This is a genomic window from Lonsdalea britannica (genome assembly GCF_002111595.1).
Taxonomy (GTDB): Bacteria; Pseudomonadota; Gammaproteobacteria; order Enterobacterales; family Enterobacteriaceae; genus Lonsdalea; species Lonsdalea britannica.
Genome location: NZ_LUTN01000011.1, coordinates 1 through 12,900, shown reverse-complemented (window position 1 = coordinate 12,900; position 12,900 = coordinate 1). Strand labels below are relative to the sequence as shown.

The 12,900-nt window shown below is 50.8% G+C and carries 11 protein-coding genes and 1 pseudogene; all 12 read left to right on the top strand.

The genetic code is table 11. The features are described from left to right. Positions 1-3: 3 nt before the first annotated feature. The 12 genes and pseudogenes from fliM (at position 4) to phoH (ending at position 12,783) form a co-directional block, all read left to right on the top strand. Positions 4-1,016: pseudogene (fliM, locus tag AU509_RS10485) on the top strand (flagellar motor switch protein FliM). Then, the gene (gene fliN / locus AU509_RS10480; protein WP_094118292.1) at positions 1,009-1,422 is read left to right on the top strand and encodes a flagellar motor switch protein FliN; all 414 of its coding nucleotides are present in this window, start codon (positions 1,009-1,011) and stop codon (positions 1,420-1,422) included. The pseudogene fliM and the gene fliN overlap by 8 nt, the downstream one beginning before the upstream one ends. Positions 1,423-1,425: 3 nt before the next feature. Beyond that, the gene (fliO, locus tag AU509_RS10475; RefSeq protein ID WP_094118291.1) at positions 1,426-1,842 is read left to right on the top strand and encodes a flagellar biosynthetic protein FliO; all 417 of its coding nucleotides are present in this window, start codon (positions 1,426-1,428) and stop codon (positions 1,840-1,842) included. 29 nt (positions 1,843-1,871) lie between these two features. Then, positions 1,872-2,603: a flagellar type III secretion system pore protein FliP gene (gene fliP / locus AU509_RS10470; RefSeq protein WP_176223476.1), complete on the top strand. Its 732-nt coding sequence runs from the start codon at positions 1,872-1,874 to the stop codon at positions 2,601-2,603. Positions 2,604-2,624: 21 nt separating this feature from the next. Beyond that, on the top strand, positions 2,625-2,894 hold the full coding sequence (gene fliQ / locus AU509_RS10465) for a flagellar biosynthesis protein FliQ (protein WP_085653716.1): 270 nt from the start codon (positions 2,625-2,627) through the stop codon (positions 2,892-2,894). Positions 2,895-2,896: 2 nt separating this feature from the next. Further along, positions 2,897-3,679 carry a flagellar biosynthetic protein FliR gene (gene fliR / locus AU509_RS10460; RefSeq protein WP_094118289.1) on the top strand — a complete coding sequence of 261 codons (783 nt, stop codon included), beginning with the start codon at positions 2,897-2,899 and terminating at the stop codon, positions 3,677-3,679. 307 nt (positions 3,680-3,986) lie between these two features. Next, positions 3,987-5,093 carry a FliC/FljB family flagellin gene (locus AU509_RS10455; protein ID WP_094118288.1) on the top strand — a complete coding sequence of 369 codons (1,107 nt, stop codon included), beginning with the start codon at positions 3,987-3,989 and terminating at the stop codon, positions 5,091-5,093. Between the two features lie 232 nt (positions 5,094-5,325). Beyond that, positions 5,326-8,871: a glycosyltransferase gene (locus AU509_RS10450; RefSeq protein WP_162896357.1), complete on the top strand. Its 3,546-nt coding sequence runs from the start codon at positions 5,326-5,328 to the stop codon at positions 8,869-8,871. 73 nt (positions 8,872-8,944) lie between these two features. Next, positions 8,945-9,775, top strand: coding sequence for a glycosyltransferase family 2 protein (locus AU509_RS10445; protein WP_139824044.1), 831 nt, complete (start codon positions 8,945-8,947; stop codon positions 9,773-9,775). 410 nt (positions 9,776-10,185) lie between these two features. Beyond that, positions 10,186-10,908 carry an RNA polymerase sigma factor FliA gene (locus AU509_RS10440; protein WP_085653721.1) on the top strand — a complete coding sequence of 241 codons (723 nt, stop codon included), beginning with the start codon at positions 10,186-10,188 and terminating at the stop codon, positions 10,906-10,908. A 52-nt stretch (positions 10,909-10,960) separates the two neighbouring features. After that, positions 10,961-11,497, top strand: coding sequence for a flagella biosynthesis regulatory protein FliZ (gene fliZ, locus AU509_RS10435; protein WP_094118285.1), 537 nt, complete (start codon positions 10,961-10,963; stop codon positions 11,495-11,497). A gap of 497 nt (positions 11,498-11,994) precedes the next feature. Next, on the top strand, positions 11,995-12,783 hold the full coding sequence (gene phoH, locus AU509_RS10430) for a phosphate starvation-inducible protein PhoH (protein WP_094118284.1): 789 nt from the start codon (positions 11,995-11,997) through the stop codon (positions 12,781-12,783). Positions 12,784-12,900 lie beyond the last annotated feature (117 nt).

Genomic DNA, 12,900 nt, shown 5'->3' with positions numbered 1-12,900 from the left:
ATTATGAGTGACAGTATTCTTTCCCAGGCAGAAATTGACGCATTGCTCAACGGTGACAGTGACGACGGCGATAGCAAAGCCAAGTCGGCCTCTGGCCCCGAGAGCGATATCCGGCCTTACGACCCCAATACGCAACGGCGTGTTGTTCGTGAGCGCTTGCAGTCGTTAGAAATTATTAATGAGCGCTTTGCCCGTCAGTTCCGCATGGGGCTGTTCAACCTGTTGCGTCGTAGCCCGGATATTACTGCCGGACCTATCAAAATCCAGCCGTATCATGATTTTGCGCGTAACCTGCCGGTGCCGACCAACCTCAACCTGATTCATCTGAAGCCGCTACGCGGCACCGCGCTGTTCGTGTTTTCTCCGAGCCTGGTTTTTATCGCGGTAGATAATCTGTTTGGCGGCGATGGGCGTTTCCCAACCAAGGTGGAAGGGCGAGAGTTCACCCACACCGAACAGCGCGTGGTGAAAAGAATGCTGCGCCTGGCGTTGGAAGCTACGGCGATGCGTGGAACGCGATCTACAAGTTGGACGTGGAATACGTACGTTCCGAAATGCAGGTCAAGTTTACCAACATCACGACATCGCCTAACGATATCGTGGTAACCACGCCTTTCCACGTGGAAATCGGCAACCTGACCGGCGAATTCAATATTTGTATTCCTTTTGCCATGATCGAGCCGCTGCGCGAACTGCTGGTGAATCCTCCGATGGAGAACTCACGGCAGGAAGATCAGAGCTGGAGGGATACGTTGGCCAAGCAAGTTCAGCATTCTGAGCTGGAGCTGGTCGCCAACTTTACCGATGTGTCGCTGCGGTTGTCCAAAGTGCTGAAGTTACAGCCGGGCGATGTATTGCCTATAGAAAAACCTGACAGCATCATTGCCCATGTCGACGGTGTACCAGTATTGACCGGTCAGTACGGCACCTACAAAGGACAATATGCTCTTCGAGTCGAACAGTTAGTGAATCCAATTTTGACTTCTCTGAACAACGAGGGACAGCCCCATGAGTGACACCAAGAACCCGTCCGAAGAAAAAGAATCCGTGGACGATCTGTGGGCTGATGCATTTAATGAGCAGCAAGCCGCGGAAAAAGACGAAAGCGGTAGCGAAGGCGTATTCAAGTCGCTGGATGCCGACGCCGCGCCTGGAATGTCTCAGGACATCGATCTGATTCTGGATATCCCGGTCAAACTGACGGTGGAGCTGGGTCGAACAAAAATGACTATTAAAGAACTGCTGCGCCTTTCACAAGGTTCAGTGGTCGCGCTGGATGGTCTGGCCGGCGAACCGTTGGATATCCTGATCAACGGCTATCTGATCGCACAGGGCGAAGTGGTGGTGGTGGCCGATAAATACGGCGTACGTATCACTGATATCATCACTCCGTCTGAGCGTATGCGTCGCCTGAGTCGCTAACCTATGGCGCAAACTCAGGAGCAGACCTCCGCATCCGTGACGGTGCCGGCGCATAGCCAGGCCCCGTCACAAACTCCCGGCTCGGCGCTGACGCAGGTTAGCTCTGTGCTGGGAGGCATTCTCCTGTTTATCCTTCTATTAGCCTGGCTCGCCAAAAAACTCGGCGTGACGCCTCAGGCCCGCAATAATCAGATGATGAAAGTCATATCGAGTTGTCCAGTCGGGCAACGCGAGAAGGTGGTGATCGTTGAAGTCGACGATACCTGGCTGGTTCTCGGCGTGACGGCGCAGCAAGTGACGCCGCTGCACACGCTGCCGGCAAAAGCGGTCGATGCCGCTCAAGCTTCAGCCCCAGCTAATCCTGCCGACTTTCGCAAACTCCTCAGTAAGGTCATGAATCGTTCGGAAAAGTCAGAATGAACAGGTTTTCATCTCGATGGGCGCGGCTGTTGCGGCGCGTTTTATTTGCCGGCGTGATGGTCTTTATCGCGCCAAACGCCTGGGCGCAGCTGCCGGGCATCATTAGTCAGCCAATGGCCAATGGGGCGCAGAGCTGGTCACTGCCGATCCAGACGATGGTTCTGCTGACGTCTTTGACGTTTATCCCTGCCGTATTGCTGATGATGACCAGCTTTACCCGCATCATCATCGTGCTGAGTCTGTTAAGAAACGCCATGGGGACCGCCACGGCGCCGCCCAACCAGATTATTGTTGGGTTGAGCCTGTTTCTGACCTTCTTCATTATGTCGCCGGTGATCACCAAGGTGTATCAGGACGCGTATCTGCCATTCAGTCAGGAGAAGATCTCCATGGAAGTGGCGATTGATCGCGGTTCGGCTCCGGTGCGTCAGTTTATGCTGCGTCAGACGCGCGAAACGGATTTGGCTCTGTTTACCCGACTGGCGGATATTCCGCCGCTGGAAGGCCCAGAGGCCATACCTATGCGGGTGTTGGTGCCTGCGTTTGTCACCAGTGAACTCAAAACGGCATTTCAGATCGGTTTTACCGTTTTTATTCCTTTCCTGATTATCGACTTAGTGGTCGCCAGTGTGTTGATGGCGCTCGGGATGATGATGGTGCCTCCGGCGACGGTCTCTCTTCCGTTTAAGCTTATGCTGTTTGTACTGGTTGACGGTTGGCAGCTGCTGCTAAGCTCATTGGTGCAGAGTTTTTACAGTTAACATTGAGCATTAGGATATTTTATGACTCCTGAGTCGGTCATGGCGTTAGGCAGTGAAGCAATGAAAGTGGCGTTGGCGTTAGCCGCGCCTTTGTTGCTGGCTGCGCTGGTTACCGGGTTAATCGTGAGTATTTTGCAGGCGGCAACGCAGATTAACGAAATGACGCTGTCCTTTATTCCGAAGATTTTGGCCGTCTTCCTGACGATTATTATTGCCGGTCCCTGGATGCTCGGACTGTTTCTTGATTACATGCGTACCTTGTTTAGCAATTTGCCTACCATGATCGGCTAAGCATGATTGACATTACCAGCGCTGATATCTACTACTGGCTCAACCAATTCTTCTGGCCTTTTATACGCCTGATGGCGCTCATCTCTACGGCTCCGGTACTTAACGAAAAAGAAATTACCACCAAGGCCAAAATTGGTCTGGGTCTGCTGGCGACGTTTCTGATTGGCCCGCACCTTACCATTACACCCGTCCCCATTTTCTCCGCCGAAGGGCTTTGGCTGTTGGTCAAACAGATATTGATCGGCACGTGTATCGGTTTCACGATGCAGTTGGCGTTCGCGACCTTCCGTATGGCCGGGGAGGTGATTGGCTTACAGATGGGGCTGTCGTTCGCGACGTTCTTCGATCCGTCCGGTGGGCCGAACATGCCGGTGCTGGCGCGCTTTCTCAACCTGCTGGCTATGCTGTTGTTTCTGGCGTTTGATGGACACCTTTGGCTGATCTCCATGCTTGCCGATAGTTTTCATGTGATTCCGATCGATACGTCGCCCATCGACACCAATGTCTTCTACTCTATTGCACGCGCAGGCAGTCTTATCTTTATTAATGGACTGATGCTGGCGCTGCCGTTGGTGACGCTGCTGCTGGTTCTCAACCTGGCTCTCGGTTTGCTAAACCGAATGACCCCGCAGCTGTCCGTGTTTGTCATTGGTTTTCCCGTGACGCTGACGGTGGGGATTATGACGATAGGTACGTTGATGATGCTGATACCTCAATTCGCCGAGCATCTTTTTAGCGAGTTCTTCGATATGATTGCTACGCTGGTGACAAACTTTAATCTGTAAGGGTGTTTTAAGTTGTCGCAGGCGGGGTCGATGAACCACAAAAATTCAAGGCGCTATCGTTTTTTTGTGTGAAAAATAAGCGCCGAAACCCGATTTATACCGCATCACTTGTTAAAATAACGCTTCCTCGTTGAGGTTTTTTTATTTTAACTCCATGAAAAATATCACTTTTAAAAATATTGGTTTTAATTGCTAAAGATCATTAGGGCAACGCCGATATTTCTGTAGACGGTGGTTGACGCCGTGGGCAGAAAAGCCTGAACCCTAACGATTTAAGTCCTGACGGATATCTAAAAGGAAATCTCTTATGGCACAAGTAATTAACACCAACAGCATCTCGCTGGTTGCACAGAATAACCTGAACAAATCTCAGTCTTCTCTGAGCACCGCGATCGAACGTCTGTCCTCTGGTCTGAAAATCAACAGCGCTGCAGATAACGCCGCTGGTCAGGCTATCTCTAACCGTTTCACTTCCAGCATCAACGGTTTGACTCAGGCTTCCAGCAACGCAAGCGATGGTATCTCTCTGGCGCAGACCACTGAAGGCGCACTGGACGAAATCAACGACAACTTGCAGGCTATCCGTACTCTGACCGTACAGTCTCAGAACGGTACTAACTCTGCTTCCGACCTGCAGTCAATCCAGGACGAAATCACTCAGCGTCTGTCTGAAGTTGACCGTATCTCTCAGCAGACCGACTTCAACGGCGTGAAAGTGCTGGATGGTAGCAAAACTTCCATCTCTATCCAGGTTGGTTCTCAGGATGGTCAGACCATCAGCATCAACCTGCAGAAAGTTAACACTGCTTCTCTGAACCTGACTGGCTTCAACGTCGATGGTCCTGCAAGCAGCGCAACGACTGCTGTTGCAAGCGGTTCTACCTACAACAGCATCACGCTGAGCGCTAATGCGTCAGTAAGCTTCTCTGGTACTTCTTCTCTGGATGCTACCGGCCTGGTTTCTGACTCCAACGGTAACTACTTCGTTAGCGGTACTCTGACTGCAGACGTTGAAGGCGTTGGCGCATCTGGTGCTACTGCTTACTACAAACTGACTTCTAACGACATCTCCATCACTGACGATGGCGCGATGACCGTGACCGTTGATGCTTCTACCGACAACCTGACTGGCGTTGCGACGGAAAACCCGTTGACGACTCTGGATAAAGCACTGTCTACCGTAGATGACATGCGTAGTAACCTGGGTGCGATTCAGAACCGTTTTGACTCCACCATCAACAACCTGACCAGCACGTCTACCAACCTGAGCGAAGCACAGTCTCGTATCCAGGATGCTGACTACGCTACAGAAGTTTCCAACATGAGCAAGGCTCAGATCCTGCAACAGGCTGGTACTTCAGTATTGGCGCAGGCGAACCAGGTTCCGCAGACCGTTCTGTCTCTGCTGCAGTAATCTGTTTCCTCTTCTGTCTAAAAAGCCCCGCCTCTGGCGGGGCTTTTTTTATGCTGAAGATCGCCCGCGCGCGGGCAATACCGAGATTAGCCGGTATAAAGAAGATGAATTCACGTATTTGAGCTGGTATTCAGCATCTTATTATTAGATTGGGATGTCCTGTCCACCATCGGGACATCACATCAATACAGAGTCAGGTCCGGTTACATCGAATGCACATAGAGGGTTAGTCATGAATAAGTCCCCACTCGTCAGTATCATTATTCCCGCGCAGGAACCCCGATACTTTGAACTCGCACTGTTGAGCGCAACCCTTCAGGATTATGACAATGTAGAAATCATCGTTCATGACGCCAGCGCCGACACGCTCATCGAGAATGCCGTGTATAAGGTCAGTGATGTGTCTCGCCATCCCATTCGCTATTTCCGCTGCGAGTCCCGCGACATTTCTGAACACGATCTCTGCGCAGAGAGCCTGACGTTCGCAGAAGGTAAATATGTCAACTTCCTCAGCGACGGTGATGTCCTGAGAGAAGACCATGTCCGACTGCTGACCGCAGTGATGGAAGAGGACGACAGCGTGGTGTTGAGTTCATCACGCCGCCGTCGTATTGATGGAGAGGGGCAGATACTCAATGACATTGCTGAAACTGCATACCCATTTTCCGGCAACGTGCAGATTCGTGGACAGAGTGTCATTCATTATCTGACTCAGTATGCGACAAATTTTATTGGGGAACTGAGCTGCGTTTTAGTACGGCAAGAAATGCTGTCCCCTAAAACCCTGTTCACCCTAAACGGCGTCAAGCTGAACTATACGGCGCCGCTGGCTTTCTACCTTGCACTGCTGCGCGATGGCGATCTGGCGATGTTGTCCGAGCCGCTGACCGACCGGCGTGTACCTGCGGAGAGGGTGGACGGTTCCATCAGCGGAGCGGAGTTCCAGGAACAGGCGGCCTACTTCCGCGAGGTCCAAAACTCGATCTTTTTCGCGCGCGACGTTGAAAATACGGACGTGCTCGAGATTGCCGATCTGGACCAAAAAGAACATTTTTACACCTTTGACCTCAAAAAAGGCATGAAAGCCGCATTAGAGGGTAAAAAGGAAGAAAGCACCACGCCGGACTGGGTCGCCAGTCGTTACCCGACCGCCAGTGAATCGGTGCTCATTAAAGAGTATTTAGGTCAGCATCTGGACGGCCGCGAATTCGGTATTGTCATTCTGGATACCGAAGGCGACGAAGAGAAATTAGATGCGACCGTCGAGAGCCTCGAAACCATCGAATCCGATGGCGTCCAGCTTAAGCGCATTATCCTGACTTCGTCCTCGGAAATGGCGTCACGCTTTCCCACCTGTACGGTGCTGGAAATCCGTCAGGAAATTCTGGTCAGAACCCTCAACGAAGTGGTACGCGAACAGACCTTTGACTGGTTGATGCTGGTTGAGGCAGGCGAGCTCTTTACCGCAGGCGGCCTGCTAATGACCAGCTTGGGTTTGGTGACCGCACAGGGCTGCAGCGCCATCTATGGCGATGAGCTGATCTGCGGTAAAGATGGTCAACTGGGGCTGTCATGTCGACCGGACTTCAATCTGGACTATCTGCTGAGTCTGCCTGCGGTCATGACGCGGCACTGGTTATTCAACCGCGAGCTGTTTTTGTCACTCGGCGGTTTCGATACGAAATACGCCAGTTGCATGGAGCTGGAGTACATCCTGCGCTTGATTGAGCAGCAGGGCATGGGTTCCATTGGACATCTGGCGGAGTTCCTCACCATCTCGGGTGAGCTGGAAATTTCGACCAATGAAGATGAAATCGCCGTATTGGACAGGCATCTTCAGCGCCGTGGCTATGCTTCCGGTAAAGCCATCGCGACTTTGCCCGGACATTATCGGATGGTATACGGCCATCAAGAATCACCGCTGGTCTCTATCATCATCCCTACCAAAGATGAACTTCCGGTGCTGGTCGCCTGCGTCACCAGCCTGCTGGAGAAAACGCGCTATCGCAATTATGAACTCCTGATTGTCGACAACAACAGCGAAACGCCTGAGGCGAAAGCCTGGTTGGATGGGCTTGCGAAGGTCGATCCTAATCGCATCCGCGTGATTCGTTATCCCCACGCCTTTAACTACTCGGCGATTAACAATATGGCCGCCGAGCAGGCGCGCGGCGACTATCTGCTGTTGCTCAACAACGATACGGCAGTGGTGCAGCCGGATTGGCTGGATAACATGCTTAACCACGCGCTACGCCCCGAAGTCGGTATTGTCGGTGCGAAGTTGGTTTATCCGGATGGCGGCATCCAGCATGGCGGCGTTATTCTGGGGCTGCGCGGACCCGCTGAACATCCCTTTAACGGCGATCCGATGGACGCTCCCGGCTATATGCAACGCCTGAAAGTGGACCAAAACTACAGTGTCGTTACCGCCGCCTGCCTCCTGATTAGAAAGTCCATCTACCAGCAGGTTAACGGGCTGGATGAAGAGGCCTTTAAAGTGTCCTACAACGATGTGGACCTGTGTCTGAAAGTGCGTGAGGCGGGCTATCTCACCGTATGGACGCCATTTGCCACAGTGATGCACGAAGGTAGCGTGAGCCAGAAAAAGGTCGACACTTCAGCGCAGGAGGCGAAGAGGAAGCGTTTCCAGAGCGAACAGCTGGCAATGTACGAGAAGTGGCTTCCGGTCATCGCCCGGGATCCTGCCTACAACATCAACCTGTCCTTAAATGGACGCGGGTTCGAGATGGAGCAGGATGCTGGACTCATTTGGCGTCCGCTGACCTGGCGCCCGCTGCCGGTGGTGATGGCGCATATGTCAGACCAAACCGGATGCGGCCACTATCGCATCATCAAGCCGTTCAATGCGCTGAAAGAGGCCAGCATGATCGATGGCAAGCTCTCCAATGTTTATCTGAATACTCCGACGCTGACGCGTTATGATCCTGAGGTGCTGGTGCTTCAAAAACAGGTGTCGGCGTATTTTCATGACTGGATCGAGAGAATCAGCAAGCTCAACAATACGTTCAAGGTATATGAGCTGGACGACTACCTCCCTAATATCCCGCTGAAAAGCGTGCACAGAGCCGGGCTCCCCAAAGACGCACTGAAAGCGATGCGTAAGAGTCTGGGGTTCATGGACCGTTTTGTGGTCTCGACGCAGCCGATGGCGGAGGCGTTCGCGGGTATCCACGACAATATTCACGTGGTCGAAAACCGGTTGCCGGTGGCGTGGTGGTCTAATCTCAGCTCCCTGCGGCGTCAGGGCAAGAAACCCCGCATTGGTTGGGGCGGGGGGAGCAGCCATACCGGGGATCTGGAACTGATCGCCGATATCGTGCGGGATTTGGCGGATGAAGTGGAGTGGGTCTTCTTCGGGATGTGCCCTGAAAAATTACGCCCCTATATCCATGAATTCCACAAAGGGGTGGATATCGATTTTTACCCGCAGAAATTGGCTTCACTGAACCTGGATTTGGCCCTGGCGCCGCTGGAAGAGAATATCTTCAACCGCTGTAAGAGTAACTTGCGCTTGTTGGAGTACGGGGCCTGCGGGTATCCGGTTATTTGTACGGATATCGAGCCTTACCAGTGCGACCTGCCGGTCACTCGCGTACGCAACCGCTATAAAGACTGGATGGATGCGATCCGCATGCATCTGGCCGACCTCGACGCGACTGCGCGAATGGGGGACGAATTACGCCAGGCGGTTTACCGTGACTGGATGCTCAGCGGCGATAATTTGCTGTTGTGGCAGAAAGCCTGGCTGCCGGATTAATGTGACATTCTCCGGGGGACGCAACGATCGCCGACCCCGGCTAGACTTTTTTGGTTCATTGAGCAGATGAAATATGATTAACGGAAAAAAAATTGGGGTAGGGATAATAACTCATAATCGTCCAGATGAGTTAATCAAGCTCTATCGCTCCTTGCCGATGGATATTCTGGATGAACTTGTCATTGTGAATGATGGTCATCTTTTCTCCGAGTTTCATGAGATCACGCATACGTTGATCAATAACCCCGAAAACCTGGGGGTAGGAAAAAGTAAAAACATTGCGTTACGGTATTTACATGAACGCAATGTCGACCATTTTTTCTTGATTGAGGATGATGTCTATATCAAAAACAAATCCGTATTCGAGCGATATATTCAGGCATCAAGGATCAGCGGTATTCAACATTTCATGTTCAGTCAGGCGACGCCTGCCTGTCTCGATGAAGTGGTTAAACCGAAAATGAACGCGGATTATGCTGGTGGTCGAATTCAACTGTATCAGACATGCGACGGCGCATTTGTTTACTACTCGAAGGCGTGTATTGACCGTGTGGGATATATGGACGAAACCTATTACAACGCGTTAGAGCATGTGGACCATACGCTGGCGATTATAAACGCGGGCATGCATCCGCCATTCTGGTATTTTGCGGATATCGATAACGCGAAAGACTTTATTGGCTTTGACCATAAAGACTTTGAGCATTCGACCATTTTCTCCCAAGAAAATTACACCAAGAATCAAAAAGCAGCGCTTAACTATTTTCGTGATAAACACGGTGTGCGGGTGAAAGATGTCCCGGACTTAGGTCCGACAGAAACGTTAAAAATATTGAAAGATATTAAGCGGCGGTACGCGAAACCGACGCTGTTTCAAATGAAAACGCGCCAGAATAGGCGGTAGCTGCTGATGGCCAAAACCCTCGCGACTTTATCGAGATCAACCACGTTCGTTTCGTTGGTCAAAATAAATGGGGGAGGGTTTTGGGCCGGAGTCTTTTCAAACGAAATGGTCGTTTTTTTGTAAAAACGATAATTTTTCAAAGAGTGAAGACATATTTAATTACAGAGGTTAAAATACGCGGCCACATTTCTACACCCTGGACATAAATGGTGTCCTGCTCATTGGGTGGTATGATTCTTTATCTTACTTATTTTCAATAATCTGGCGGCAGCCAGATAGCGGTGTAAAACTTCCTTACCTTTCTTGTATATCTTAAATAGCATACTTTTTTCACGCCTATTCATTCGATTGGCTACACTATACGAACGCATAATAGTACCGATAACTTTATTATCTAGGTGTTTGTCACTGTGAGTGAGCTGTATACCGCTGAAGGAACAATGGACAAAAATTCCTTATGGAAGCGCTATATACCATTAGTGCGCCATGAGGCTCTTCGTTTGCAGGTTCGTTTACCCGCAAGCGTGGAACTTGACGACCTTCTTCAGGCCGGCGGCATCGGGCTGCTCAGCGCAGTTGAGCGTTACGATTCCCTGCAGGGGACGGCATTCACCACTTATGCCGTTCAGCGCATCCGTGGCGCCATGTTGGACGAATTGCGCAGTCGCGACTGGGCCCCACGTAGCGTGCGGCGTAACGCGCGAGAAGTTGCTCATGCCATGCAACAGGCCGAGCAACAGCTGGGCCGAGCGCCAACGGAACAAGAAGTGGCGCAAATTCTCGATATCTCCCTTGAGGACTATCGTCAGATCCTGCTCGATACCAATAACAGCCAGCTATTTTCTTACGACGAATGGCGTGAGGAACATGGCGATAGCGCCGAAGCCTTACTGGAAGGCAACGAAGATGCTAATCCACTGAAACAGCTTATGGACGTCAACCTCCGTCAGCGTGTTATGGATGCCATCGATAATCTTCCAGAACGCGAAAAACTCGTCTTGACCCTCTACTATCAGGAAGAGCTCAATTTAAAAGAGATCGGTGCGGTTCTGGAGGTTGGGGAGTCACGGGTGAGTCAATTACATAGCCAAGCGATTAAGCGCCTGCGCGTTAAATTAATGAATGAAAGTTAATTTGGAAGCGTAGGCCGGTCGCTATCCCTTTTTACTGTCATGGAATGGATTCATGTCTCAGTCAGCCAGGAAGAAACTGCTTCTTAGTCGGTATTTAAAAGATTTTAAACATAAACAAAGTCATTGCGCCAACTGCGGCAAATCACTTGACCGTGTCTCATTGGTTTACCAATCGAAGCCCCTCAATAAAAAAGCGCTCGAATATCTGGACAGAAAGATCGATGACGAGACCTGGGAATCGATGCAGGCGGAATTAATTCCTCTCTGCCGGTTCTGCAGCGAAGTCTTCTGTAAGCCGCCAGCGCATTACTTCAATATCAAATCATTTACCCGCTATCTTATCGACCAAACGGAAGTGCAATACAGTACGATGCGAGAATATGTGATTCGTCTGCGTAGATTGGATGAATTACTTATTACGCGTCATTATCCTTCCGAGCTCCTTGTTGAAAATGAGAGTCTTCAGCAGCAAATTTGCAGCGATATCCCCGATCTGGAACAAAACACTTATCGTAGCGCACTGCGTAAATACGATCAGTTTTTGGAATGGGAGAAAAATTTTTCACGGGAAACCGCGTTGATGTTGTAAACCGGGAGACTTCAACTATACGTTTATAATATGACAGTGTGAAAAGTCTTGTCAGAAGGGGAAGAATATTGCACTGTCATATTGCTGACATCCTTTAGCAGTAATTTTTTTAGCAAGGATGTTGGTCTGTCAATTATTATTCTTGTGAATAGTTGTTGTCACAGTAAGGGGCGAGAATGGTGAAGTCCTTAAAGGGACGAAATAGTATAAATCTTCATCGCTGTTTACCGCACATCTGCTGCGGCGGGTATTCTACCCTCATCGTTCTCACTCGTTATCTCCATCCGATTTTATTCACCTCACGTGTCCTATCAAATGTTATCCCTTTTTATCGAAAACCGACTGCATCGACGCTCGGTGGTGTCACCGCGCCTGCAGGCGGCTTTTCCCCTCTTGTGTTGTCGAGCGGCTTAATAAGGAAGCCAAACCTCATTTGTACATGCAGCGCCGCAGAAGCCGATTCATGCGGTATGTGAAACAAACTGTAAGGTGGCACTATGGGAAGACAAAAAGCAGTGATCAAAGCACGCCGTGAAGCGAAACGCGTCATCAGACGTGGAGCCCGCAATCATCGCCAGCGTGAAGAAGATTCGGTCACTTCTCTGGTTCAGCTGGGGGGCATTGAGTCCATCGGAATGGCGCGAGAAAATCGCGATACATCGATGATAGAAGCCCGGACAGAAGCCCAGGAACAATACTTGTCTGCAATAGACGATAAACAGTTAATTTTTGCCACCGGAGAAGCCGGTTGTGGTAAGACATTTTTGAGTGCGGCCAAAGCAGCGGAAGCACTGATTCACAAAGAAATTGACCGGATCATCGTGACTCGCCCGGTTTTGCAGGCAGATGAAGATCTTGGTTTTTTACCTGGCGATATCTCTGAAAAATTCGCACCTTATTTCCGTCCTGTATACGACATTTTGCAGCGACGACTGGGCGCTTCCTTCCTGCAGTACTGCCTGCGTCCTGAAATCGCGAAGGTTGAGATTGCTCCCTTTGCCTATATGCGTGGACGAACGTTTGAAAATGCCGTCGTCATTTTGGATGAGGCACAGAATGTCACGGTGAACCAGATGAAAATGTTCCTGACGCGCCTAGGGGAAAACGTCACTGTTATTGTGAATGGCGATATCACCCAATGCGACCTGCCTGCAGGTGTCAGTTCGGGTCTGCGCGACGCGCTGGAACGATTCACGGAAGATGAAATGGTGGGCGTGATCTCGTTTAATAAACATGATTGCGTCCGTTCAGAACTGTGTCAGCGCACCTTACTGGCTTACGCCTGATTTAAACGCTATAAGCGAACCGCTACTGTTAAAAGCCCCAGGCCCATGTCTGGGGCTTTTTCTTTGTCTGCGGCGGTGAGGGAGGGATTCACTGCGGCGCTACGCGCCTTGCCCTCC